26 protein-coding genes and 1 riboswitch are annotated in these 24,938 nt (G+C 46.1%); of the genes, 2 read left to right on the top strand and 24 right to left on the bottom strand.

Annotated elements, in window-relative coordinates; translation table 11 throughout:
• Window positions 1–82: 82 nt before the first annotated feature.
• On the top strand, window positions 83–805 hold the full coding sequence (locus tag MHI21_RS15275) for a protein-glutamine gamma-glutamyltransferase (RefSeq protein ID WP_165177255.1): 723 nt from the start codon (window positions 83–85) through the stop codon (window positions 803–805).
• A 92-nt stretch (window positions 806–897) separates the two neighbouring features.
• Here MHI21_RS15275 and ytfJ read toward each other — a convergent pair whose 3' ends face one another.
• From ytfJ to MHI21_RS15375, 20 genes are all read right to left on the bottom strand, one after another.
• On the bottom strand, window positions 898–1,389 hold the full coding sequence (gene ytfJ, locus MHI21_RS15280) for a GerW family sporulation protein (protein ID WP_039271014.1): 492 nt from the start codon (window positions 1,387–1,389) through the stop codon (window positions 898–900).
• 166 nt (window positions 1,390–1,555) lie between these two features.
• Entirely contained in the window at window positions 1,556–2,269 is a 714-nt protein-coding gene (locus tag MHI21_RS15285; protein ID WP_342418460.1) for a DUF2953 domain-containing protein, read from the bottom strand.
• Window positions 2,270–2,436: 167 nt separating this feature from the next.
• Entirely contained in the window at window positions 2,437–3,048 is a 612-nt protein-coding gene (scpB, locus tag MHI21_RS15290; protein ID WP_013310766.1) for an SMC-Scp complex subunit ScpB, read from the bottom strand.
• Entirely contained in the window at window positions 3,017–3,811 is a 795-nt protein-coding gene (locus MHI21_RS15295) for a segregation/condensation protein A (RefSeq protein ID WP_029517304.1), read from the bottom strand. Before MHI21_RS15295 ends, scpB begins: the two co-directional genes overlap by 32 nt.
• Before the next feature lie 173 nt (window positions 3,812–3,984).
• On the bottom strand, window positions 3,985–4,449 hold the full coding sequence (gene ribE / locus MHI21_RS15300; protein WP_023989205.1) for a 6,7-dimethyl-8-ribityllumazine synthase: 465 nt from the start codon (window positions 4,447–4,449) through the stop codon (window positions 3,985–3,987).
• A 79-nt stretch (window positions 4,450–4,528) separates the two neighbouring features.
• Entirely contained in the window at window positions 4,529–5,212 is a 684-nt protein-coding gene (ribB, locus tag MHI21_RS15305) for a 3,4-dihydroxy-2-butanone-4-phosphate synthase (protein WP_080710688.1), read from the bottom strand.
• A 60-nt stretch (window positions 5,213–5,272) separates the two neighbouring features.
• Window positions 5,273–5,938, bottom strand: coding sequence for a riboflavin synthase (gene ribE, locus MHI21_RS15310; protein ID WP_342418461.1), 666 nt, complete (start codon window positions 5,936–5,938; stop codon window positions 5,273–5,275).
• 325 nt (window positions 5,939–6,263) lie between these two features.
• Window positions 6,264–6,437: riboswitch (FMN riboswitch) on the bottom strand.
• Window positions 6,438–6,505: 68 nt separating this feature from the next.
• Entirely contained in the window at window positions 6,506–6,973 is a 468-nt protein-coding gene (locus tag MHI21_RS15315; protein ID WP_342418462.1) for an IDEAL domain-containing protein, read from the bottom strand.
• 219 nt (window positions 6,974–7,192) lie between these two features.
• Window positions 7,193–9,481 (bottom strand): thiamine pyrophosphate-dependent enzyme, encoded by a 2,289-nt coding sequence (locus MHI21_RS15320; protein ID WP_342418463.1) that lies wholly within the window; start codon window positions 9,479–9,481, stop codon window positions 7,193–7,195.
• A complete protein-coding gene (locus MHI21_RS15325) occupies window positions 9,481–10,494 on the bottom strand; it encodes a 2-oxoacid:acceptor oxidoreductase family protein (protein ID WP_342418464.1) in 1,014 nt (337 codons plus the stop codon). The genes MHI21_RS15320 and MHI21_RS15325 overlap by 1 nt, the downstream gene beginning before the upstream one ends.
• 251 nt (window positions 10,495–10,745) lie before the next feature.
• Complete coding sequence (locus MHI21_RS15330) at window positions 10,746–11,180, bottom strand: peptidylprolyl isomerase (RefSeq protein WP_013310775.1); 435 nt, start codon at window positions 11,178–11,180, stop codon at window positions 10,746–10,748.
• A 161-nt stretch (window positions 11,181–11,341) separates the two neighbouring features.
• Window positions 11,342–12,709 (bottom strand): diaminopimelate decarboxylase, encoded by a 1,368-nt coding sequence (gene lysA, locus MHI21_RS15335; RefSeq protein ID WP_342418465.1) that lies wholly within the window; start codon window positions 12,707–12,709, stop codon window positions 11,342–11,344.
• Window positions 12,710–12,819: 110 nt separating this feature from the next.
• Entirely contained in the window at window positions 12,820–14,505 is a 1,686-nt protein-coding gene (locus MHI21_RS15340; RefSeq protein WP_342418466.1) for a spore germination protein, read from the bottom strand.
• A gap of 26 nt (window positions 14,506–14,531) precedes the next feature.
• Complete coding sequence (locus tag MHI21_RS15345; RefSeq protein ID WP_039271000.1) at window positions 14,532–14,954, bottom strand: stage V sporulation protein AB; 423 nt, start codon at window positions 14,952–14,954, stop codon at window positions 14,532–14,534.
• Complete coding sequence (locus MHI21_RS15350) at window positions 14,951–15,604, bottom strand: stage V sporulation protein AA (RefSeq protein WP_250261084.1); 654 nt, start codon at window positions 15,602–15,604, stop codon at window positions 14,951–14,953. Before MHI21_RS15350 ends, MHI21_RS15345 begins: the two co-directional genes overlap by 4 nt.
• Window positions 15,605–15,780: 176 nt before the next feature.
• Window positions 15,781–16,536: an RNA polymerase sporulation sigma factor SigF gene (gene sigF / locus MHI21_RS15355; RefSeq protein ID WP_023989213.1), complete on the bottom strand. Its 756-nt coding sequence runs from the start codon at window positions 16,534–16,536 to the stop codon at window positions 15,781–15,783.
• Between the two features lie 11 nt (window positions 16,537–16,547).
• A complete protein-coding gene (gene spoIIAB, locus MHI21_RS15360) occupies window positions 16,548–17,003 on the bottom strand; it encodes an anti-sigma F factor (protein WP_013310781.1) in 456 nt (151 codons plus the stop codon).
• Window positions 17,000–17,353, bottom strand: a complete 354-nt coding sequence (spoIIAA, locus tag MHI21_RS15365; protein WP_013310782.1) for an anti-sigma F factor antagonist — start codon at window positions 17,351–17,353, stop codon at window positions 17,000–17,002. Before spoIIAA ends, spoIIAB begins: the two co-directional genes overlap by 4 nt.
• 96 nt (window positions 17,354–17,449) lie before the next feature.
• Window positions 17,450–18,643, bottom strand: coding sequence for a D-alanyl-D-alanine carboxypeptidase family protein (locus tag MHI21_RS15370; protein WP_061829243.1), 1,194 nt, complete (start codon window positions 18,641–18,643; stop codon window positions 17,450–17,452).
• 215 nt (window positions 18,644–18,858) lie between these two features.
• Window positions 18,859–20,502, bottom strand: a complete 1,644-nt coding sequence (locus MHI21_RS15375) for a glycosyl hydrolase family 28-related protein (RefSeq protein ID WP_342418467.1) — start codon at window positions 20,500–20,502, stop codon at window positions 18,859–18,861.
• 204 nt (window positions 20,503–20,706) lie between these two features.
• On the opposite strand from MHI21_RS15375, the gene MHI21_RS15380 reads away from it, so the two are divergent.
• Window positions 20,707–21,918 (top strand): O-antigen ligase family protein, encoded by a 1,212-nt coding sequence (locus MHI21_RS15380; protein ID WP_342418468.1) that lies wholly within the window; start codon window positions 20,707–20,709, stop codon window positions 21,916–21,918.
• Between the two features lie 124 nt (window positions 21,919–22,042).
• Here MHI21_RS15380 and MHI21_RS15385 read toward each other — a convergent pair whose 3' ends face one another.
• The 4 genes from MHI21_RS15385 to MHI21_RS15400 form a co-directional block, all read right to left on the bottom strand.
• Window positions 22,043–22,867: a purine-nucleoside phosphorylase gene (locus MHI21_RS15385; RefSeq protein ID WP_209947348.1), complete on the bottom strand. Its 825-nt coding sequence runs from the start codon at window positions 22,865–22,867 to the stop codon at window positions 22,043–22,045.
• Window positions 22,868–22,939: 72 nt separating this feature from the next.
• Entirely contained in the window at window positions 22,940–23,884 is a 945-nt protein-coding gene (xerD, locus tag MHI21_RS15390; protein ID WP_342418469.1) for a site-specific tyrosine recombinase XerD, read from the bottom strand.
• 105 nt (window positions 23,885–23,989) lie between these two features.
• On the bottom strand, window positions 23,990–24,232 hold the full coding sequence (locus tag MHI21_RS15395; RefSeq protein ID WP_043882230.1) for a YqzK family protein: 243 nt from the start codon (window positions 24,230–24,232) through the stop codon (window positions 23,990–23,992).
• 152 nt (window positions 24,233–24,384) lie between these two features.
• Window positions 24,385–24,882 carry a Fur family transcriptional regulator gene (locus MHI21_RS15400; protein ID WP_013310789.1) on the bottom strand — a complete coding sequence of 166 codons (498 nt, stop codon included), beginning with the start codon at window positions 24,880–24,882 and terminating at the stop codon, window positions 24,385–24,387.
• Window positions 24,883–24,938: the final 56 nt, after the last annotated feature.

Consider the following 24,938-nt stretch of genomic DNA (forward strand, 5'->3'; position numbering starts at 1 on the left):
TTCTGCATAAACCAAGCAACTTGCCCTCCCGAGTACATATATATTAGTTACCAAAGTTAAATATGGATTTGGGGGTTACATCATGCTGCGTCTCCAGTTTGAAATGATTTTAAGATCACGGATTGTAGAGTCCGCAGAAGCATTGCATCGAAGCGGTGTATCCTTTGCCACTTTTGCTACCGCACGTTGCAACCAGCAATTTTGGGATTTAACGGAAAAGGGTGGTTTTCAGATTAAAGCAGGTGTCACTCCGGCAGAGGGGATCAGAGACATTTTTTTAAACGGTCATCAATACGCTTTTGAATGTGCAACAGCTATGGTTATTGTGCTGTACAAAGGAGTGCTGGATTCCATTCTGGAAAGTGAGTTTAATCGGATTTTTGCAGGTATGCTGCTGTATGACTGGCATTATGACAGTGACCTCAGGCTCATACAGCAGCAAGGGAGTCATAAAGCAGCTCCTGGCGATATTCTGTATTTCAACAATCCGGATGTGTCATCTGAAACATTGGAATGGAAAGGAGAAAATGTCGTTAAGCTGAAGGAAGACTTGTTTTATGGACATGGGATTGGCATCTTGCCGGCGAAGGGTATTATCGATTCCCTGAATCAACATCGTCGGCCGGAAGCCACGGTATCTGCTTATTTGACGAATGAAGTGGTCTATCCGGACTTCATCTACTTATCGCAGTTCGCTACCGAAGGAAATCGAAAAAATGAATTGTCGCTGCCTACTTTGTATCACCAGGAATACAGTCACCGTATACATGCTGTCATTGGGGGAAGGCAGTATATTCGGGGATAGGGCCAAGTGTAAGCAAAAAAGAAGGTATTCCTTAGCCTATACTCGGCTTTGGGATACCTTCCTGAGAGAACGCTTTTCATTTCCAATGACTTTTACAAGTAAGCCGGTCCAGAATTACTCTGATCAATATTAATATCTACAGGTACCTGTGGGGGTGGAGTCTGCACGTTGCCGCCTGCATTCCGGAAGATAGACTGAACCTTATCAATCAGGTATGGGGTGGAGTCAATGAGTTTCTCAATCAGATGCGTTTGATTGTCCAATGGAACGATTTGTGCCCCCTGTTTACCAACAACCAGAAAAGCAATGGGATGAATAGATACACCACCACCGCTACCGCCACCAAAAGGATGACCTTCCTTCCCGCTATGATTACCCGAAGCCGAGGAAGTATGAAGTGCCTCTTCGTCTACGTTAAAATCACTTCCCCCGGCAGCGAAACCAAATCCTACCTTACTGATTGGCAAAATAACGGAACCATCGGGTGTTTCCACCGCGTCTCCCACAATCGTATTCACGTCTACCATGGCTTTAATGTTTTCCATTGCGGTTTGCATGAGCCCTTGAATCGGGTGATCTGACATGATTAATTCCTCCTCTGCTTATCTCAAGCGTAGACTGCCTTTTCTTTCGCTATTGTGCGCAGGAGTTCAAGGAAATATGTATGTCATTCGATTCGGCTATGCATTAATCTGGAGGACACTGAAATCCCAAAGTTTAGAAAGATTAAGTTTCACCACACTTCATTGTTTATCTTTCATTGTTAGCTTGAAGATCTTCATTTTTTTTGAAAAAAACCCGCTTCCATGCCTCGGGTCCACCCGGAACGCGCCATATGCGGTAAGATAAGATGAACATGGAGAAAATTAAATAGCCGAGCGATACGTTTGCTTCACAGTTCAAAGTGGTGGTAAAACGCAAGCGATCCACCCAATACGGCACAACATACAGCTTAGGGGTACAATCCATGCGCACAAAGCTGGAAGCAAAACCGATCAAGGTCGTTTTTAATCCCCACAAAATACCGGTTGAGGTAGCTGTATAAGCCGCGTCAGCAAGACTAATATTAGTGGACCACTCCATTTTGGACATCGTCACATGTGCCAATGTATGTCGCAACCATCGATTGAAGGATTTCGTTCCCTTGAGCAAAACCCGTATATCATATATAAATTGCTTGATTTTTTCTGTATCAATATTACCGCTATCCACGGAGGCATCCGTTTTATGTATGTTTTTGTTGCGATCAAGCCGATAGAGAAGCCCTTTTTTCAAACCTGTTATGAGAATGGCCGGAACATCGTAATTTATTTTAATCATCCCGTATAGAAATCTGATCTCTAGATGCGCCCGATCATCATTGTCATGTTTGGCAATATCCAGCTTCAATCGAATACGAGAGAGCAAAATAGCCAGCACAAGTAATATAACGACGATGATGGCGATACTGATCCATTTCCACACTGGCGAGTCCTCCCTACCTTTTTGCTATAAATATCATGGCAAAAATAGTATGACCGTTCGCCGGAAAATCATGCATCTTAAAATACCAACAGCCAGCCCCTAACTACTTGAGGACTGGCTGTCTATTTGATATTTTACATAAGTGAGCTGCAAGATCCGGATGAACTTTATTGGGATTCAAGATCCAGATCGTTGGCTGCAGGCTGGCTGCTCTCCAGACGCTCGAACAATAATTGAGTCTCTTCCTCCAAATTGTCCGAATCTTCGAACAACTCCGGTTGTGGTAGATCTGCCAAAGAGCCCAGACCGAAATAATCCAAAAATGATTTCGTCGTTCCGTACAATATTGGCCGTCCGATGGCTTCAGCTCGACCTTTCTCTTCAATGAGCTCCTTGTTGACCAGTGTATGTATGGCCCGCTCGGATTTGACACCCCGAATCTCTTCGATTTCAACTCTTGTAATGGGCTGGCGGTAGGCCACAATGGCCAGCGTCTCCAAAGCAGCTTGAGACAGTGAGGCACGTGCCGGAGAGTATGCGAGCTTTTCAAAGTAAGGTGCATGTTCGGATAAAGTTGCAAGCTGATAATGACCGGCAATACGGACAAGTTGCAGGCCTCTTCCTCCCTGCTCCATGTCCTGCTTCATATCTTCCAGGCACTGTTCAACCAGCTCTTGCTGCTGCTCTACAATGTCGGCGATCTGCTTGGTGGACAACCCTTCCTCTCCTGCGAGAAACAGCAGTCCCTCAATAATTGATTTCAGCTTCAGATAATCCATTAACCCGTAAATCCCCTCTCCACTCCATTACAATATCATCGAAAAGCTTCTCCTGATAACAGAAAATTTGTTTCATTTTCATCAGTTCAAGGATAGCCAAAAAGGTCACAACCACTTCATGCCGATACATATCCTCATGCATCAGCTTAGAGAACAGCAGCCGTCCTCCATTCCCCACCATCTCTAAAGCTCCGATAACTTGCCGAATACGGTCCTTGACTGAAATTTCGTCCCGATGAACACGAGTTACCGTCGTACGTCGTTCTGCTTTGCGCAAAGCACGCTGAAAGGCCGCGACCAAATCGCTTGCATGCAGCCCATGTACCGGATTTACGGGTTCAGTAGGCAGGAATGCGCTTAGATCTTCTGGCTCCTTGCCATAAATTAGACTCCGCTCCCACTCACGTTCACTTAGATGGCGAGCAATCCCTTTATATTTACGATACTCCACCAGCTTGCGGACCAGTTCCTCACGTGGATCATAATCCTCTTCCTCATAAAAATCCAAATCGTCATATTCCATCACAGGTGGCTTGGGAAGCAACAATTTACTCTTAATAGATAAGAGCGTCGCCGCCATCACCAGAAACTCGCTCGTAATGTCCAGTTCCAGCTCCTGCATACTGTGCAAAAAAGCCATATACTGATCAGTAATATCGCTAATCGGGATATCCTGAATGTCGATCTCGGCTTTATCAATCAGATGCAACAGTAGATCCAGCGGACCCTCGAATGTTTCCAGCTTGTAATTTACGACTGTCAATGTGCTTCCCCCTGCCTTACTCCAATCATCATTCAACAATACCTTTCCCTATAGCACTTATGCTCTACGTTATCAATCCCTCTTTCTGTAGTATATACGTCATCGCCTTGCTTAACAATCCAATCCCTTTTTCACCTTGCAGTTTATAGCATTCTATTCAGCTATTCCTATAATTAAAATTGCTTGCCGAGATTGGCCATTTCAATCGCAGCCAATGCAGAATCCCAACCTTTATTACCAGCCTTCGTACCTGCTCGTTCAATAGCCTGTTCAATGTTTTCTGTAGTCACTACACCAAAAATAACGGGCACTCCCGTTTTCAGGCTGCTCGCTGCCACACCCTTGGCCACTTCATTGCAGACGATATCATAATGTGAAGTAGAACCACGGATGACCGTACCCAGCGTAATTACGGCATCATATTTGCCGCTTGCAGCCATTTTTTGTGCAATCAGTGAAATTTCAAATGCACCCGGAACCCAGGCTACATCAATTTCATCTTCCTGTGCACCATGTCGTTGAAGTGCGTCAATTGCGCCGCTTAACAGCTTGCTCGTAATAAACTCATTAAATCTGCCTACCACAATACCATATTTTAAACCGTTCGATACAAGATTACCTTCTAGAAAACGTGCCATGTTTAATCAACCTCTCTTAGTTTAATTATTTAGGGACTTCGGACAATACTTCAGATTTACTTGGAATCAAGATGTATTTTTACAATGACAAACGACGACGGTAGTCCACCAAATGCTGAATACTGATCAGCTTCAATTGATGTCGCTTGGCGACCACTGCCAGATCAGGCAGGCGGGCCATTGAGCCATCTTCCTTTATAATTTCGCAAATGACCCCAGCAGGCTTGAAGCCACTGAGTCGGGCCAGATCAACAGCCGCTTCAGTGTGACCAGCACGCTGCAAGACACCACCATCGCGAGCAATCAGCGGGAACATGTGACCAGGCTTGCGGAAATCACTGCCTGTGACTGCTTCGTCTGCCAAGGCGCGTACAGTCAAGGAACGCTCGGCCGCTGAAATACCCGTTGTTGTCTCCATATGATCTACCGATACCGTAAAGGCAGTACCGTGGAAATCTGTATTTTGCTCTACCATAGGATGCAATTCCAAGGCCTCGGCTCTTTGTCGTGTAATTGGCACACAGACCAACCCGCGACCTTCTGTAATCATGAAATTAATGACCTCAGGCGACGCTTTTTCAGCCAAAGCGATAAAATCGCCTTCATTTTCGCGCTGTTCATCATCCACCACAATAACAACTTTACCGTTTTTTAAGTCCTCCAACGCTGCTTCGATGGAATCCAAACGAATCTCTTCGTCATGTTCCAACTCGCCATGCTCTATGACGTTTGCCATTGCACTTGTTTGGCTACCTCTATCCATAACACTTTCCTCCTTATGTCTTGTGCCACGAATGCTCCTAAACAGGCTTACCCTTCAATATCAGGCAAAGCCGTGTTTCGCCAAATAGTCCAAACTGAGAGGAGCTTCTTCTACTCTCTCCGCCTCCGCTGCACCTCTGTAATTTAAAAGCTGTTCTACATATTTGCCCAAAATATCGCATTCGATATTGACGGTATCTCCCTCACGTTTGGCTTGTAAGGCCGTTTCGGATAAGGTGTGGGGAATAATGGATACGGCAAAGGTATCTCTCGTACGCTGTGCGACTGTGAGGCTGATACCATCAATTGTGATTGACCCTTTGAGAAGAATATATTTAAATAATGTTTGATTTTTAGGCTCAATTTCGAACACAACTGCATTCTGATCTGATGTTACCCCGCGAATCGTTCCCGTCCCGTCCACATGTCCTTGCACGATATGTCCTCCGAACCTTCCGCTCGCCGTCATCGCTCGCTCCAGGTTGACTCGGCTGCCTGATCTCAACTCTTTCAGATTACTGCTGCGAAAGGTTTCCGGCATCACATCAACCTTAAAGTCTTTCGTACCGATCTGTATCGCCGTCAGGCAAACGCCATTCACTGAGACACTGTCTCCTATTTTCAAATCGCCCAACACCACGGAACCCGAAATCCCCAGCACCATCGCTTCACCGCTTTTGGAAATAGTTTGAATGCGACCCACTTCCTCGACCAATCCGGTAAACATGCCTTCACTCCTTTCCACTACATTCAGTTTATCCCTAATTCATCAGCTATAAGCGCAAAAAACCCCCAGTTCGGATTCAATCCGTCATGGGGGTGATGAGAGTCACATTTGTAGTATACAAGCGCAGTTCATATGCATCTTAAGACGACATGAAATCATAGGTTTGCCAATAGAAAGCATGACTGAGGATACAACCAAATACGCTCTGAACACCATCAAAAAGAAAGCTTAAGCAAGCTATCGCCCGATGCTGTCCTACAACGAAATAAGCCGTACGCACAATTGGGTATGCTAAAAATTGGCACATGTCACGTCACATGCGCTTCGTATCCTTCTCCCATCCAGACTATACTGTCGGTCCCGGATTTGCACCAGGTCCACCTTCTGCCGATCATTCAGCATCCGGGTCACGGACTAAGCCATGCTGTTTCTCACAAAAACGGTCCACAAACATGTCATCACCGCCGGTGGGGAATTTCGCCCCGCCCCGAAGGATCTTGCTCTTATTTAATTGAATTAACATTAAACTTGTTACGTATATTAGCACCGACTTCTAAAAAAAGCAAGTTATCTAATAGAAGCTCCTGCTTTGGTTTTGACATATTGGCTGGAGAGTTCTTCAAACCAGATTTTATCATTCATATGAAGCGCCAAGTCAATCAGATCGGCCAGTTCCTCGACTCCCAACTCTGTTGCATGATCAAAGGTAATTACGGCTGAAGCAACCGGTCCCCGTCCTTCCTCAGAACATGCTTCATAATCCAGTCGCACATCAACATGTCCGTCAATAAACTCGCATTTCAGAAAATAAATAATTTCGCACATTAAAATGGGGCGTACCTGTGTTTCTAACACGCAATCCATCACCTTGGCAGAATAATGCTGGTTCGTCAGCGTGAATTTGTGTTCTGTCGCTGCCAGCGAAGCCCGTCCAAAATCATCCGTAAACTTTAGCTCCACTGGCTTGATGTTCATAACCTTAGGGATCTGCTTCTTTATAATTTCGATTATTTCAACTGTATTCAGCTTAATCATTTCCTGCACCTCATTGCATCTTAAAATTCAGAAGAAAACTTTTTAACGTGCCTCTTATAGGCCTCCACTCCTATATCGGAAATCATTACCTGTTTTTTTATGCTTCAACCCATAAACGACAAAAAAGATTCTTTGCGCAATAAACGCAAAGAATCTTGATTGAACCACCACAGTAACAGCGGCTAACAATGTTAATCGATGATTATGCAAAAAACGTAATTATAGCTCTGAAATTTCATGTTTCTTTTTCAGGATAGTCCAGCGACGCTCAATCTCCTGCTCAAAGGTAGCCAGCGTAGCCTCCTCCTTGAGAAGATGCTTCGTTTTACCCATTAATTTCAACCATTCAGCAGCTGGAATCCGTTTTCCCTTGTCTTCCGGATTGTACGTAATTGTCGTACTGCCTTGCTCTATTTCGTACAAAGGAAAGAAACAAGACTCGACTGCAGCGCCCACAATGCTGGTGCCCAGTCTGTCTTCCGATTTCCAATTCAGTGGGCAGGCGCACAGGATCTTACCATAGGCCGTACCCACGTTGTTCGCATACCATTGAGCCTTGGCTGCTTTGCGCAGCATATCCTGCGGATGACTTTCAGCTGCTGTAAAAGCATACGGAATGTTACAAGCAGCCATGATTTGCACGGTATCCTTGTGATGTCCTTGCTTTCCTTTTTGCATTTTCCCTACACCCGACGTACTGGTCATGTGACCAACCGGAGTGGAGTATGATTGCTGTGAACCTGTATTCATGTACCCTTCGTTATCATATTCCAGCATGATCAGCTTATGATTACGCAGAGCCGCACCAATCGCAGAACCCATACCTATATCCATCCCACCGTCACCACTGATCATGATAAAGGTCGGATCGTCTGACATTTCAATTTCATTACGGCGCTTCATTTCCATATAAGCTTCCAGCGCTCCTGAAAGTGTAGCGGCCCCGTTTTGAAAAAGATTGTGGATCATCGGTTGTTTATGTGATGTATATGGATACCCTGTCGTCGTCACATATACGCAGCCTGTCTGGAACAGCACGACAATATCCCCTTCAATACCTTTGAAAAACAGTTCCAGCGCAGATAATGCCCCACATCCTGGGCAAGCCCCGTGACCTGGTGTAAGACGGCGTGGTTTGGTTGTCAACGACCGCAGGGGTGGCACCTTGACTTTGAGCTTCCCGGTCGCCTCGTCCGGCGTAACTTGAATCATGCCCGTACGGTATGCATTGCCACGTGGCGGCTGCATAACTTGCGGCATCACTTTGTCCGGTGAACCCGGATTAATACCGTAATAATCAAAGGGCTTCTCCGCTCGGCCGGCCTCGGCCGCCTCAATCGCAAGCTGGAAGAGCGCCTCTGCATCTTCCGCATAAAAATCCTTGCCGCCCAAGCCAAAGATACGGCTCAACACGAGTGTCCGATTCAGCGGGTCCTCCTGCAAGGCCGCCTTAATTTCATGCGTTAAATTCCCGCCGTCTGCCCCATACGAATCTGCACGTTCACCTACCAACAGCGCCTTGACATCACGTAAGGCTTCCCGCAGTTGTGCGGCTGGGAACGGTCGGATGATATTCGGACGTATCACACCAGCTTTAATCCCGCGCGCACGGAGTTGATCCGCCACATCCTTAGCCGATTCAGCCGCCGAATTCAACAGGAATACCGCGACCTCAGCATCCTCCATTTGATACAGATCTAAAATTGGGTATTCCCGACCGGATAAAGCGGCATACTCTGCTGCTACCTGCTCATATACTCCTTCTGACAGCTTTAGTGCTTCGGACAGCTGAACATGATTATTCGTCAGGTCATCGCCGTTCATATGCGCACCTACGGTAACAGGATGATCAAAATCCGTAATATTCGGATAATTTAAGTTCGGGTTAGGACCTACAAAACCGCGCACGGTCTCAGCATCGGCAAAATATTGCACTTTACGTTTTTGATGGGACGTATAAAAACCGTCATATGCGACCATTACAGGCAGCCGAACATCGCTATGCTCTGCGATTTTTAGTGCCATGATGTTCATATCATACACAGCCTGTGGTGTACTTGCCGTCAAAATGACCCAGCCTGTATTCAAACCATAGTACAGGTCCGAATGATCCCCGCGAATATCCAGGGGACCACTGACAGCTCGTGTCACCAGATTCATAACCATTGGAAAACGGGTACCTGACTGAACAGGTAACTGCTCCAGCATGTACAGGAAACCTTGCGAACTAGTGGCGTTCACAACCCTCGCTCCGGCTGCGGCAGCTCCATAACAAATCCCTGCCGATCCGTGTTCTCCGTCTGCTGCAACCAGCTTAATATTATGCTGACCTCTCGTTCTCATCTGATCCAAATACTGCGCTACCTCAGTAGAGGGAGTAATCGGGAAATATCCCATCATATGATAATTAATTTGCGCAGCCGCCGTAGCTGCCATTTCATTACCGGATTCGAACGTTGTCACTTGCGCGGCGCCTGTCTGTTTGAGTTCTTCCTCCAGTTTTGCCATTACGCACGCCCTCCTTCATATACCGGAAATTGGTGGGCAACTCGATTCTGTTCCGCCCATCCCCATTGCTCACGACGCGAGCTTAATGCCCCCGATGGGCAAATATCTATACATTTCAGACATCCTTTGCAATACTGGTAATCAATCCCTTGCAAAAATGGCATCACTCTTCCGCGTTTGTCAGCTTGCTCTTCCCATACAAAACAGTAATCCGGGCAAATCGAATCACACTTGGCACAATGGGTACATTTATCAGCTTCATATTCAGGCACATACCCCTGACGTGAACCACTAACATCTCTCGTCATGCTGTTTCCCTGAGTCGCAATAACGCCCCCCAGTAGTTGCGTTTCGTATCCCAGCAATGGCTGCGGACGTTCATAAACCCGATCCTCTGCGTCATCAGTAACTGGATATACGTGCAGTTCCATCTCCTCATAACCACGGTTAAACGTACGGAGATTAGGTTCCACTAACAGCGGATTTTTCTTTTCAAAGGTACTGCGTATAACCGATCTCATCGCTTCCGGGTCCAGGAAATCACAGACACGGAACAAGGCACCGAGCATGGACGTATTTAGTTTGGTTCGTTCTTCCAGTGCGATGCCCATCGCATCCACCACCGCTAGTGTACCGGATACCAGTCCCAAATCAGCCCGTATTTCTTCTGCTGGACGCGTGGAATTAACCACTACAATCCCATCCGCTGGCAGTCCGCTGATTACATTTACCGTTTTGTATAACGTTTCATGGAAAATGCCTACCACATGCGGTTGCTCAATCGGACTGTGATCCCGAATATCGACCTCCGGCTCACAGAAGCGGACGAAGCTTTTAACCGGAGTTCCCTTTTTTTCCGAACCGTAGGACGAAAAATTTGAAGCATTCAGCCCCAGACCAAGCACCCCGGTTTCGGCCAACATTTTGCCAGCCAGATTAGCGCCGAGTCCACCAATGGATTCCAGCCGGATTTCAAAAAATCCGAGTCGATTTGTGCGCGTTAAAATAGACAATGTGATAAGCCCCCTTCTTTTCCAATCCTTACTGAGTTTGAATACTCATATAAAATAAATGGAAAATGCATTCTTATCGAAAGGCTATCACAACACTTACTTTTCGAATGTGATCTTACGCACTGTAATGCCTACGTGATTGCGAAAATCAATAAACCGTCAAACAAAAGACAACAAAAGCCGCCCTGTCCAAAGACAGAACGGCTTAGGTGCAACGCTATTTGAAAAAGATCATGTAATTAACGGTAAAATTACACGTCAAATACTTTAACCTCTTTCATTTTGTCGCCTTGTTTTACAGCATCAATGAATTCCATACCTTTGGTTACTTTACCAAATACAGTATGTACTCCATCTAAATGTGGTTGTGGAGCGTAGCAGATAAAGAATTGGCTACCACCTGTGTTGCGACCTGCATGAGCCATGGACAGAACGCCTTTGGCATGCTTTGTTGTATTCGTAGCTGTTTCACAGTCAATCGTGTAACCAGGACCGCCTGTACCGTTACCGATTGGACAACCACCTTGAGCAACAAAGCCCGGAATGACACGGTGGAAGCTCAAACCGTTGTAGTAACCGCTGTTTGCCAGCTTTTCAAAGTTAGCAACGGTGTTTGGAGCTTCTTCTGGGAAAAAGTCAATTTCAACGATACCGCCGTTTTCAAGATCTATTCTACCTTTTTTCATTGTTTGTATCTCCTTTTCAACCTGTTTTGAGAACTAAATAACATCAAGTTCCAGTTTACTATGAATTGCCGCGCTTAGCAAAGTCTTGTCCAAAAAAAGAGCCATTGTCCCCGGTGTATTATTACCGACTCAATGGCCTGCTTGATCTTACAAGTCTAAAATCAGGACGAAACGGTAATCTTGGCGTTGGGCTGAACCACTGGACTAGCTTGATCACGAATCAAGCGCTGTGGCACAACATCGTTGCGTACGATATCTTCGTAGGTTTCCCGACGCACTACCAACTCGGCCTCACCGTTGTTGACAAATACAACTGCTGGTCGACGTATTCGGTTATAATTACTCGCCATGGAGTAATTGTAGGCTCCGGTTGAGGCAACAGCGAGCAAATCGCCGCTATTTATACGAGGCAGCTCTACATCCCAAATCAGCATATCGCCGCTTTCACAGCATTTGCCCGCAATGGACACAGTCTCTTCGTTCGTATCCTGCGCTCGGTTAGCCAGCATCGCTTCATACTTGGCCTGATACAGTGCAGGGCGTGGATTATCTGTCATCCCGCCATCTACCGAGACATATTTGCGTACCTGCGGGATATCCTTGATGCTTCCTACCGTATATAAGGTCGTGCCTGAATCGCCTACAATACTGCGTCCCGGCTCAATCCAAATTTCTGGAAGTTCATCGTAAAGTCCTGAAAAATAGGTTTTCACCGCTTCGCCGATAGCCTGCACATAGGTGGATACTTTCAGCGGTGTGTCCTCCTCTGTGTAGCGAATGCCAAATCCCCCACCCAGATTAATCACTTTGAAAGAAAACTGAAGCTGTTCTTTAATTTCTCTGGAAAAAGCTGCAACCCGTTCAGCAGCCATTTGAAAGCCATTCACTTCGAAAATTTGCGAACCGATATGAGAATGTACCCCTAACAGGTTAAGATGGTCCAGCTCGATAGCCTGTTCCACTGCTTGGCGTGCTGTACCGTTTCCAATGTCAAAGCCAAATTTCGAATCTTCTTGACCTGTGGCCATATATTCATGCGTATGCGCCTCAACCCCTGGTGTAACCCGCAGTAAGATATTCACCTGCTGTTCTTTCTCGGAGGCAAGGGCCTGCAACAAATGCAACTCCATTTCGCTATCGACGACGAAGCAGCCAATTTGCGCATCTAACGCCATTTCAATTTCTTCCGGTGTTTTGTTATTGCCGTGGAAATGGATTCGCTCTGCCGGGAACCCTGCTTGTAGCGCAGTAAACAATTCTCCACTGGAAACTACGTCAAGCGACATCCCTTCTTCAGCAGCTAAAGCGCACATCGCCATAACACAAAACGCTTTGCTTGCATAAGCGACTTGAAACTTCAATCCGGTTTCACGAAAAGCTTCTATATACTCCCGGCAGCGCCGGCGGACTAACTGTTCGTCTACAATATATAGCGGTGTCCCAAAACGCTCTTTCAAAAGTGTTGTATCACAACCGCCGATTTCCAAATGTCCATTGCTGTTAATTTTACTGCTTCCATGCAAATACATGTTCTGGCGCCTCTCTTTCTGGAACAAGCTAGTCATATTCCATCGAATGTTTACACCAGTATAGCAAAAAAAACATCAAGAACAATGGATTTTTATGCAGATCATTTATATTAATGCTCCTGTCCATTGCCTGAGTTCGAATCTGTGTCGGCATCCGTATGGGGCATACGCGTATTGTCCCTCGTTTTGTTAGATGACGGGCGGTTAGGTGCATCTAGTACAGGCATGCGGAACAAGATGGAAGCTAACGCTTTGGCATTAAAAGGAATGAACGGCCACAAATACGAAGAATTATATGACCGATGCAGCGTCAGCATCAAAATGATCAGTGTCGTACCCACGACAAAGCCTGGTACGTGAAAAATTGCAACAGCAACCAGCAGGAATAGTCGAATCAGTCTATTCGCCAGCCCTAGCTCGTAGCTCGGTGTTGCGAACATTCCTATGGCAGCGACAGCCATATACAGCACAACCTCATTCACGAAAAGTCCCGTCTGAACCGCTATGTCACCGACCAGAATGGCTGCGATCAAGCCCATAGCGGAAGCCAGTGGTGTCGGAGTATGCACAGCCGCCATTCGCATGAGATCGACCCCTAGTTCCACGATGATAAACTGTGCAATCAGCGGAAGATGTGCTTCCTTTTGAGGACCGATAAAATCGAGAAACGCCGGTTTTAATTCGGGATTGATGACCATTAGCAGCCACATCGGAAGCAGAAACATCGAGGCGAATATACCTATAAAACGTACCCAGCGCAAATAACTTCCCATAAAAGCGGTTTGCCGATTCTCTTCTGCATGCTGACACAAGTCAAAAAAAGTAGTAGGCAAGATCATCACGCTGGGTGAGGTATCGACGAAAATAACGAGCCTTCCTTCCATAATATGCGATGCCACGACATCTGGTCGCTCCGAATATCGTACTAATGGATATGGATTCCAACCTTTATTGATAATCGTCTCCTCTAATTGCTTGTCGGCCAGCGGAATACCATCCAAATTAACATTTTTAATTTTGTCTCGTACAGTATCCACCATCACCTTATCCACAATATCGTCAATGTAACCCAAACAAACGTCTGTTCGAGTTCGACGACCGACCTGCATAGCCTCAAATTTAAGTCCTGGGTCCCGCAAACGCCGGCGCACCAGACCTACATTTGTAAGCATTGTTTCAGTAAACCCGTCGCGGGCACCGCGCACAACCCGTTCCAAAGAGGGTTCCTCCGGACTACGCACCGGATAATTACGGGTATCCAGAATAAGGGAAAAACGCTCTCCTTCCATGAAAAAGGCACTCATCCCCGTCAGCACCTTGTTAATGACGACAGACATCTTATCTGTCTTCTCCACCTGAATATGTGGAATGAAATTTTCGAAATACGCTTGTAGTCCATCCGAAGAGAGATTATCCGGCGTCAGATAGGTGAGCCGCTTTAGCACTTCAAGCATGATCTGATCCTTCGCAAAGGTATTTAGGAACAGATATCCGGTATGACGCCCACCCAGCGTCATTTCCCTGAATACAACATCAAAGGTCTCCCCCAAACCTAATACTGTTTCAAGTGTATTCTTATTATCCTTCATCCTCGGCGATATATCATCATCGGCCTGCCAGTAGCGAACGGACTCCTCTACGTTATCAGACCGCTCACTCTCTTTTTTGTGTTTAAAACGTGCAGATTCCTGCGCCTGCTTTTCCTTCCATGGACTCAACTCTTCTCCGTCAGTATGATATTCCTTTCCGATTCCCCCGTCTTCTTGATGTTGCTCTTGATCCGCTCTGTGATCCATATTCCTTGCCCCCTTCGCTTTCGTTGTTAACGGTTGTATACAAACCAGTCAAATAAGGAACCCGTCACCTTGCCAAGCACCATTGCCATTAATAGGCCGAACATATACACGGTCATGTGGAGTCGCTTGGCGAGTATAGGCAGGAGATTCAATACCTCCGTTAAAGCCGCGGCGAGCAAACCAATAAACACTCCGCAAAATAACCCAGGTATCCATGTAAATATGCCCGGTAGTGGCAAGCAGATGTTCCAAAAATCGACCACAGTCCCCAGCACTGAACCTATAATCATTGCCTTTTCGTATGCACGTGATTTTTTATACGTACGGGTGAGTTGTGCTAATCGCGGCATGATATCCAGCACAATAAAAAAAGCAATTACACCGCTACCCACCGCAAGGCCCCCAGCAATACCTAAAATAATCTGAAGTGCAGCCTGTACAAATATCATGGTTTCTTATCCTTTGTGTGCAAACGGGCCATCTTTTCATACTCCTCTGCCACAACATACTGATCCACATTTTCCTGGTACAGATACATTTCCACCTCCAGCGGCGTCGGCTCCTCGTTCCAATGTTTCTTGAACAAGTGATTAAAAAAAACGATCATGCCAAAGCCGATGCCGATCGAGTAAGCAATTTGAAACAGGTACGGATGTTCATCTTTATGTCCCGTAATCATCTCCACAATCCGAACCTGTACCTCCATCATGCTAACGTCGGCATGAAAATTCATAATTGTCAGCGCAGAGCCAAAAAACAGAAGCACCCATACCAAAACAAACAGTATTTTGGACGGCTTACGGGGTTTCTCCACGAGTTCCACAAGTACATGTGGCTTCCCGAGAGATTCAACTACGACCCCCGGAATATGATCTCTAATTTTCGCTATGATCTGCAGCATGTCTATCAGTATCAGATTACCGTCCTGGTGCTGCGGGCGCTTGAGAACAAGCTCAAGCAGATCCTTTTCCCATTCAGGATTAGTCAGCAGATGGGCTACATCACCCAAATGTAAATCCTGCCCTTGTATCATGCGGACACGGCTGCGGAGCCGCAAGTAGACAATAGGAGCTACTGTAGGAGCCGGACTATGAGTCATCCGATCCCCTCCTTATCCTCGTAATTATCGATTAGTATGGAACGAAGCAAGGAAACCTATTCTGTGTATTATCTTTTATCCCACGCAAAAAAGAGTACCCCTGGCCATTAAAATGGCTTTGGAATACCCTTTATAAATACGTAAGCATAAGGATTTCACTAAGATCCTGACTGTTATTATTGGGCAATCTGATCGCGGATCAGTTGTAAAATCTTTTTTTCCAGCCGTGATACCTGTACCTGAGAAATACCAAGCCGACTTGCAACCTCTGATTGAGTCTGATCCCGGTAATAGCGCAGGTACACAATCAACCGCTCCCGCTCAGATAGTCCGCCAATGGCTTCATTGAGTGCCAGCTTGTCGAACCACCTCTCCTGTGATTCGTCAGCAATCTGATCCATAAGTGTAATCGGATCACCGTCATTTTCGAACACCGTTTCGTGAATGGAGGTAGGCGGCTTATTGGCCTCCTGCGCAAAAACAACATCCTCCGGTGTCACTCCCAGCTCATCAGCAACTTCCTTGACTGTAGGCAGACGGTTGAGCCGTTTGGATAGCTCATCTTTCATTTTACGGACCTTATTAGCCGTTTCCTTCAAGGAACGGCTAACTTTGAGTGTACCGTCATCACGCAGGAACCGTTGAATCTCACCGATAATCATCGGTACTGCATATGTTGAAAATTTGACTTCGTAGCTGAGATCGAATTTATCCACCGATTTTAACAAGCCGATGCAACCAATTTGAAAAAGATCGTCAGGTTCATACCCCCGGTTCATAAAGCGCTGCACGACAGACCAGACGAGCCGGATATTACTATTGACCAGTGTCTCACGAGCCTCATTATCACCGGATTGACTCAGTGCAATAAGCCGCTTGACTTCCGCATCCTCCAAATAGCTGTGCGAAGTTTTTTTTCCTCCTGCTTCCATAGGATCAACTCCTAATTATATAAAGCTTTCTTGGATTCAATCCTTTTCTTCATCCGGACCGACGTGCCTCCGCCCGGCTCACTGACTGCTTCAAACTCATCCATGAAATTTTCCATAATCGTAAAGCCCATGCCGGAGCGTTCCAATTCAGGTTTGGACGTATATAGAGGTTGCTTGGCAAGTTCCAGATCCTCAATTCCTCGGCCTGCGTCCTCAACAACCAACGTAATCACGTCCGCTTCAATCCCGACTTTGATCGTTACGACACCTGACGGGTCGCTGTCATAACCGTGAATAATACTGTTTGTCACCGCTTCAGACACCACGGTTTTCAAATCACTTAGCTCATCCATTGTGGGATCAAGCCTGGAAATAAATGCCGCGACAGCCACACGAGCAAATGCCTCATTCTCCGATTTGGCAGCAAACTGCAAGCTCATGAAATTGTTACCCGTGCCTTCTCTCATGACACTACCTCCAGTTCCGTGAGCGCATTTCCCTCATTGTCATATATGGGCATGATTTTGAACAGCCCTGACATATCCAGCAGTCGGTGTACTGGCGGATTGACATCACAGACTGCCATTTTCCCGCCCTTTTGCTTGATCAGTTTGTACCGTCCCAAGATAACGCCAAGGCCGGAGCTATCCATAAACTGAAGATTCTTCAGGCTGAGCACAATATGCTCGCATTGCCGACGCTGAATCGCCTCATCCATTTGCATACGGACCATGTCCGACGTATGGTGATCAAGCTCACCAGACAGCCTTACAATCAGTACCCCCCGGTGATGCTCCATTTCAATTTGCAGGTTCATGCTTACTCACTCTCCTCCCGGTCTTGGACAAGGATTTCTACGTAGCCGCAGACGATTCCTGCCCTCCGACAAAACTAGAAGAAAACCCCGTAAAATCTACAAAGAAAATAGGTTCGACATGGTACGTTTAAACAATTTCCACCATCCGGCCTTTTCGATAGCCACAGGCGAAGTGATATTAAACTCCTTAAGACGTTGTCCATCCTGATAGACGACCAGCTTACCGATTGGATCACCAGCCCGGACAGGAGCTTTGAGGCTTGGGGCCAGTTGTAATTCATGACGCAACGTTTGTTTGTTGCCACCTTTTTTCACCAACACACTGTAAGAACGCTCAGCCTGAATTTTCAGCTCTGGCAATACGCCTTTTTCAACTTTTACACTACCCAGCAATTCACCCGGCTTGTATATGGATTTCATAGTATATTGAGAAAACGCATAGTCGAACATGGAAGATACTTCATTGTTGCGTATCTTCGTATTCGGCTCCCCAAGCACGACAGCTACGACACGCAAGCCATCACGCTTCGCAGTAGCGGAAAGACAGAACTTTGCTTCTCCCGTATAGCCTGTTTTCAGCCCGTCTGCTCCAGTATAGAAACGGACAAGCTTATTCGTATTCACCAGCCAAAAGGGTTTTACCGAGGATTTGCGCAAATAGTCCTGATAGGCTCCCGTATATTTCGTAATTTGCGGGTATTTCAACAACTCCCGGCTCATAACCGCAATATCATGCGCAGAAGAATAGTGATTCTCGACAGGCAAACCGTTGCAATTGGCAAAATGGGTATCCTTGAGCCCGAGCTGCTGCACCTTGGCGTTCATCATGTCGACAAAAGCCTGCTCAGACCCTGCAATTTTCTCAGCCATCGCCACAGAAGCATCGTTGCCGGAAGCCATCGCGATTCCCTTCAGCATCTCATCAACCGTCATTTCCTCTCCCGGCTCCAAGAAAATTTGCGAGCCCCCCATTGAAGATGCATATTCGCTGGCACGAACTTTATCGGTCAGCTTAAGCTTGCCATCCTGAATGGCCTCCATGGTCAGCAACATCGTCATAATCTTGGTGATGCTCGCTGGAGGAAGCTTTTCACGACTGTTTTTTTCATAGATGACTGTGCCCGTATCTGCATCCATCAGGATCGCCGAGAGAGCCTGGGGAGCTAGCTCAGCCGCTGATCCCTCTTTGGTTTTGCTTTCAGGTATGCTTTCTTCGGCCCAACCGCCGACAGGGACGGCAGTCAAGGCTACCAGGCAAGCCAGGATGAACGCCACCACTTTTTTCTTCACAATCGGTTCCCTCCTCAACATATTGGCGTAAAGCACCGGAGCCCATTTACTTAACCCTCCGGCCTATTCGCGTGCTGCTAACCATTGTCGTCAGAATGAAAGAAAAATATTCCATATGAATAAAAACATCAAATAGCACCAAGCTGAGTCAGCATGGTGCGCATTTTCCAATATATAAAAAGACAGAACACATCTATCGTCTGTGAAATAATGGTTTAAATTCGGCTTACGGTGAGATATGTGATTCCTCCACCCGGTAGAATATCCATTGTATTTTGACTGAACACCCGTATATCAATAAAAGAATTCGCTTCCAGTCTAAGTTCCATTGCTCCACTCAATGCACTATAGTTCAGTCCGCCGATAACCCTATCATCGAGATAGGCATAGGCGGAGCTCCCGGCAAGCTGCTCATCATTCAGGTGAAGTGCCAGCCGTGTGCGATTACCATCCACTTGAGGATCGGTCGAAATGTAAACTTGTATTCTGTATTTCCCAGCTCGCTTGGCTCGCCATCGGCTATTCGCCGCGTCGAATTCAATCAGCTCATCATGGTTGATTTGATTGAACTTTACCTTCTGCCAGCTACCTGCAGGGAGATTTTGCCTTGCTCCCAAGTAGGCTTTAACAAAGGTTTCGTCCAAATGTTCAATCCCGTTGTTCGAGTATTTCTCGACCAGCAGCAAAGCCTGCCCTGTCCCATTGTTCTCGTCATAACGATTATTGCTATAGCTAAAATCCAAATGTGAGCGAAGTGTCACCTGCTGTGTGGAAGAGCTACCAGAGAAAGAAATAAGCTGCTTTAGATTTCGGGGGTACCCTCCCACCTCGTCCACCAAAACTTTTTTGCCAATGACCACATCCACAAAATAGTTACATACGGATTGGGTGTCATCGAATTTGTCCGCTATCGCTAAAATGGAGTCACGCAAGGCCACATTTTTCGTTTCTTTGGTAGCACCAATTTGAATAAAAGAAGGCACTGTCATCTTATGCTCTCTACTTAGTCCCTCAAACCAGCAGCCTATAAATTCAGCGTTCATAAAATCATTAATTAGAATGGGAATATCATTGGAACTTCCATCCTTAATGTGCTGGCTAGCCAAAAATCTGGCTCCGTTGGAGCTGTTCAGATCCAATGCCGTATCGTTCCCCAATGTAAAAAGCGCTATGCTAGTAAACTGTGAACTTCTATTCTGCAAGTGAATCCCTGTTTTATTGTAATTAATCTCCGTGCATTTAAATAAATTCACATCACTTTCGTAGCCCCAAAAAGCCGTTTCAAAATGCTCAATTAGGACGTTATCTAGGGCAACTCCGCCGCCCTTCCAATCCTGAATACCTAAAGTACCTTTGCCATAATATCCACGCTTCACTGACTGCGAAAACGGATTATTTAATGTGGATCTGTCAGCCCCCTCGTACCGAATCGCTAAGTCATGAAACTGCACATTTTGAAATCCGCTAAACGATGGTAGACTTTCATCTCCAATTTGAAAACAAGGACCCGTACCATAATATTCAATCGACGTAACACCTTTGCCTTGTCGGTATCTGCCCTTATGAATGCCAAAAATGCGTATACCCTGCTTGCGAATCTGTAGGGTGGAGGTTATTTTGTATCGTCCACTGGGGATGTGAAGAATGGAATAATCGAGGGTCTTATTAATCAACTCCTGCAAAGCTGCCGTGTCATCCTGAATACCATCACCAGCAGCTCCAAACCAACTTACGTTTACACTGCGTTCAATGAATTCTTTTTCAATGGTTTTAAAATTTTCATTTAATTGCTGCGGCGTTAAGTCTTTGCCTGTACCACTCAAATTCAACTTCAAACGGTCTGTAAAATGATCCTCCACCCGAACACCCCCATGTTTAAAAACGTAAAAAGTTCCTTTTTAACCAAGCCGAAGAATTCTTCATTTTCTTAGCATGGACTGAGTATATGCACAATAAGGCTTGCTCTAGGCTTGAGAAAAATGAAAATAAATATTTTATTATTATTGTACAAGAAGATACGTTTTGTATATTATAGATACATAATGTATCTAGGTGGTGAAATCGTGAAACATGTACTTACCGTAGCTGGTTTACTGGCTTTTTCGATTCCTTATGCTTGTCAGGGTTTGTCCCCCAGAGTTATCACGATTTCCCTGCTTATTCTGTTGTTCAGCTATACCATGCTACTACCTTCACTCAAGTCATTGATCGCAACCTTAGTCGACAATCCGTTGCTGACTTTACTCATGCTGTACATCGCTGCCTCCTGTTTATGGGCTGAACAAGAGCAGACCTCTTCCTTGCTGATGGTTCTCAAATTTCTTGCCTTCTCTACCTTTGGGCTCTATTTGGTCACCCATTATACAACACAGGGCTGCATTCGCCTCTTAGTCGTTACGTTAAGTATTTTGAGCATACTCAATCTACTCGCCGTTTTGCTCGTTCCCTCCTTTGCTATTCATGGTGGCGTAGAACATACTGGGCTATGGAAGGGCATCTCTGGTCATAAAAATACACTTGGAACTCTCTCTCTGTTAAGTTTTGTTTCACATGTTATTTACTTTTTTAGGGGTAAACATAAAGTTTTGCATATTGGCTTCATCTTACTCAATGCCTTATTGCTCATCGAGTGCCAATCTACCACCTCTTTGGTGCTGACATCTTCGCTCTTCGTATTTATATTGTTTATATTGCTATTCAAGAGAATCCGAAGCATTGCATTACGCGGTTTCTTCATTAGCTGTTCCTGCTTGTTCGTTCTTTTGGGTTTGGTATTCATCTTTACTTATGGAGATGCGATTGCGTCGGAATTTGGAAAAACAACGACCTTAACTGGAAGAACGGAAATCTGGCAGGGGATTGGTGGTGCTATTCAGAGCCATTACTGGTTCGGACATGGTTACGGCTCCTACTGGGCAGCCCGGCCCAGTATCTATGCGAATGGAATTCGATTTGATCTGACAAGCAGCCATAGCGGTTTCCGAGATCTGTGGATTGATGTGGGCCTTACAGGACTACTGGCAACCATTACACTCGCCATAACCACTTTATTTAAATTCAGAATTGGTAAAGAAGATATGTATACATGGCTGACGGCAGCGGTTTTTTTCCTTTTTATCGTATTGAACAATATAACGGACAGCCGTTTCCTGAACTCGCTATCTATTTACTGGATTATTTTTATGGTTATTGTGATCAAGGTGCAAGAACGACATAAACTGGCTGTAGCAGAAAAAGCGAATTCAACTGCATTGAGCACACAGCCTCTTCATTAGGAGATCATACTCAGCTCAACCGCTGTATGTGAAAAAGAACCCCGTACCCACGCCAACAAAAGGCGTTCGGATACGGGGTTCTTGGGGTATATGTCCACCGCTTCGGTTGAACATGATCCCCAATCTACATTTGTGGAATAATCGCTAGCACAAGTTTTAAAAATTGCTCACGCACCTTCTCTGCCGTCTCCATCACTTCACCATGGGACAAAGGTTGATCCAGAATGCCTGCGGCCATATTCGTGATACAGGAGAAGCCCAGTACCTCAATACCTGCATGACGGGCTACAATAACCTCAGATACGGTCGACATACCCACCGCATCTGCGCCCAGTGTACGCAGCATAACGATTTCAGCAGGCGTTTCATAGTTAGGTCCCAGCAATCCAGCATAAACACCTTCTTGCAGGCTGAAGCCCTGTTGGTTAGCCGTTTGCTTGGCAATTTCACGCAAGCGGCGGCTGTACGCCTCCGACATGTCTGGAAAACGAACGCCCAGACCGGCATCGTTCGGTCCGATCAGCGGATTTTGTCCTGTCAGATTAAGATGATCCGAGATGACCATCAGATCGCCTGCTTCGTAGGAAGTATTTACACCACCTGCTGCATTCGTCACCAGCAGACTTTGAATCCCCAATTGCTTCATCACCCGAACTGGGAAAGCCGTCAGTTGCGGGCCATAGCCCTCATACATATGGAAGCGCCCTTTCATCATGACGACAGCGCGACCTTCAATCGTGCCTAACAGTAATTCTCCCTCATGACCTTCTACCGTCGATACAGGAAAATGGGGAATATCCTGATAAGGAATACTAATTCCATCCTGAATTAAATCGGCCAGAATACCGAGACCCGATCCCAGAATAAGACCAATCTCTGGACGTATTCCGCTTTTGGCACGGATATATTCTGCTGCTTCCTGAATTGTAGCTTGGTTGGCTGTTGACATTAATATCTCTCCTGACTTGTACAATCGTAAAGTTATAGTCATAATCACATTTTCTATGAAAGTAAAGTATCGTTACGTTCGATCTTTGCTTTCATGAGAAGTGCGGTTGCCGCCATGCGGGTGATGCTTTTCATATACTTCCTTCATATTCCGTCTTGCCGTCTGCGCATATACCTGCGTCGTCGACAGATCAGCATGACCCAGCATTTCCTGTACAGAGCGTAAGTCCGCTCCGCCCTCCAGCATATGTACCGCAAAGGAATGCCGCAGCGTGTGGGGCGTGATATCCTCCCTTATGCCTGCTTCCTGGCCGTACTTCTTAATCATTTTCCAGAAGCCCTGTCTACTGAGACGCTGTCCAGATACGTTCAGGAACATGGCTTCCTGCTCTACCTGAGCTTCTTCACCCTGCCCGGATCTCAGCAATAATAGACGCTGCTCGTCCATGTAGGCTTGTGCCCACTGTGATGCCTCACGGCTGATCGGTACAACACGCTCCTTGCCTGCCTCGCCGCCACAGTGCACAAAGCGCAGATCGGTGCGCACATCACGCACGTTAAGGGCAATCAGCTCCGATACGCGAATGCCCGTCGCATATAACAACTCCAGCATCGCCTTGTCTCGCACCCCTTGCGGGGCAGTCACATCTGGCGCGGCCAGCAAACGCTCTATCTCATCCTGCGTTAGCACCGAGGGCTTCTTTTTAGTCGCTTTAGGCAACTCCAGCAGAACGGACGGATCATGGATCGTAATTCCCTCCCGAATAAGAAAATGAAAAAAGGAGCGAATGGAGGCGACGCTACGTGATATCGTCGCCGCAGCTTTTCCCTGTTCCTTCAAATGGCCCAAATACAGTACCAGATGTGACCGTTGGACATTATCCGGCTGCTCAATACCACAGCTTTCTGCGAACTCGACAAACTGCTGTACGTCTCGTTGATACGCTTCCAAAGTGCTGCGCGACAAACCCTTTTCCTCTTCCATATATTGAGCGAAAGGTTGAATGTACATTTTCATGAGTTCCAAAAGTCTCCTTGTTCTGCATACAGCGGTTCAGTCTCAGCGTCTGCTTCTTCGTGTACTGCCTTCATTTCATAAGCTCATCAAGACCGATTACTTAGACTATTCACCATACCAGTAAAAGAAACGTAAACGTTCCAACACTGCTATTCGATGCTCGGACCCTTCATTTACTTTTTGTCCGCCAAATACCTTAACTGCATGTCCTTCCGGTATTCGGTAATGATCTACAGGTGTTATCCAATCTGTAAACAGCCTGAGGCTAAAAAAGAACATACATGCCAACACCCCGAACAAGATTACCAAACGCAGCCATTTTAGTCCTCTCCGCAACGATAGTACCATGTGAATCAGCCGCCTTTTCCCCAGAATATGGCCCTAATTAGGACTCTCTATGGAAGGGTATGACAAGCTATTCCTTTTTATACCGCTTAATCCCGAACCAAAAAAGCTCTCCCGAACGCATCTTCGTCGGTGAGAGCTTGGGTAGTCAGCTTTTAGTCCTGAGATTTGTTTTTTCTGGATTTGCCCAAAGATTTCTGAGCGGTCGTATCGTTCTTCGCCTTACAACGATAACAAATACCGTGGAAGTCCAAACGATGATCCACTACGGTAAAATTATATTCCCGCTCCAGGCGCTCCTCCAATGGTCCAAGCCAATCTTCCAGTATTTCATCTACACTGCCACACTGCACACATATCAAATGGTGATGGTGATGTTTGGTTGTATCGCCGCGCAAATCATAACGCGCAACGCCATCACCAAAATTAATTTTCTCCACGACATGCAGTTCACTTAGCAGTTCTAGGGTACGGTATACGGTTGCCAGACCGATTTCGGGAGCTTTCTCTTTGACGAGCATAAATACATCTTCCGCACTCAGATGATCATCTTCGTTCTCAAGTAAAACTCTGACGGTGGCTTCCCGCTGAGGCGTTAGTTTGTAGCCCTGGGATTGCAGTTGCTGCTTAATTTTTTCGATCCGTGCTTCCATGTGTCTCCCTCCCCCTGCAAAGCTACTGCCTACTGCACTTTTTTCACTCCTATTAT

Origin of the sequence: Paenibacillus sp. FSL H8-0168, from assembly GCF_038592955.1 — a bacterium.
GTDB lineage: Bacteria > Bacillota > Bacilli > Paenibacillales > Paenibacillaceae > Paenibacillus > Paenibacillus polymyxa_B.

Coding starts and splice junctions, on each gene's coding strand:
- lysA (WP_342418465.1), bottom strand. CDS start 12,709: ATGTATTTGCATGGAAGCAGTAAAATTAACAGCAATGGACATTTGGAA.
- ribE (WP_342418461.1), bottom strand. CDS start 5,938: ATGTTTACCGGATTGGTCGAGGAAGTGGGTCGCATTCAAACTATTTCC.
- MHI21_RS15275 (WP_165177255.1), top strand. CDS start 83: ATGCTGCGTCTCCAGTTTGAAATGATTTTAAGATCACGGATTGTAGAG.
- MHI21_RS15395 (WP_043882230.1), bottom strand. CDS start 24,232: ATGGTACTATCGTTGCGGAGAGGACTAAAATGGCTGCGTTTGGTAATC.
- MHI21_RS15315 (WP_342418462.1), bottom strand. CDS start 6,973: ATGATTAAGCTGAATACAGTTGAAATAATCGAAATTATAAAGAAGCAG.
- MHI21_RS15385 (WP_209947348.1), bottom strand. CDS start 22,867: ATGTCAACAGCCAACCAAGCTACAATTCAGGAAGCAGCAGAATATATC.
- sigF (WP_023989213.1), bottom strand. CDS start 16,536: ATGGAAGCAGGAGGAAAAAAAACTTCGCACAGCTATTTGGAGGATGCG.
- scpB (WP_013310766.1), bottom strand. CDS start 3,048: ATGGATTATCTGAAGCTGAAATCAATTATTGAGGGACTGCTGTTTCTC.
- MHI21_RS15350 (WP_250261084.1), bottom strand. CDS start 15,604: ATGACTCATAGTCCGGCTCCTACAGTAGCTCCTATTGTCTACTTGCGG.
- spoIIAA (WP_013310782.1), bottom strand. CDS start 17,353: ATGAACCTGCAAATTGAAATGGAGCATCACCGGGGGGTACTGATTGTA.
- ribB (WP_080710688.1), bottom strand. CDS start 5,212: ATGGATAGAGGTAGCCAAACAAGTGCAATGGCAAACGTCATAGAGCAT.
- MHI21_RS15330 (WP_013310775.1), bottom strand. CDS start 11,180: ATGAAAAAAGGTAGAATAGATCTTGAAAACGGCGGTATCGTTGAAATT.
- MHI21_RS15345 (WP_039271000.1), bottom strand. CDS start 14,954: ATGATATTTGTACAGGCTGCACTTCAGATTATTTTAGGTATTGCTGGG.
- xerD (WP_342418469.1), bottom strand. CDS start 23,884: ATGAAAATGTACATTCAACCTTTCGCTCAATATATGGAAGAGGAAAAG.
- MHI21_RS15320 (WP_342418463.1), bottom strand. CDS start 9,481: ATGGCAAAACTGGAGGAAGAACTCAAACAGACAGGCGCCGCGCAAGTG.
- MHI21_RS15400 (WP_013310789.1), bottom strand. CDS start 24,882: ATGGAAGCACGGATCGAAAAAATTAAGCAGCAACTGCAATCCCAGGGC.
- ribE (WP_023989205.1), bottom strand. CDS start 4,449: ATGGCACGTTTTCTAGAAGGTAATCTTGTATCGAACGGTTTAAAATAT.
- MHI21_RS15340 (WP_342418466.1), bottom strand. CDS start 14,505: ATGGATCACAGAGCGGATCAAGAGCAACATCAAGAAGACGGGGGAATC.
- ytfJ (WP_039271014.1), bottom strand. CDS start 1,389: ATGTCAGATCACCCGATTCAAGGGCTCATGCAAACCGCAATGGAAAAC.
- spoIIAB (WP_013310781.1), bottom strand. CDS start 17,003: ATGAGAGAAGGCACGGGTAACAATTTCATGAGCTTGCAGTTTGCTGCC.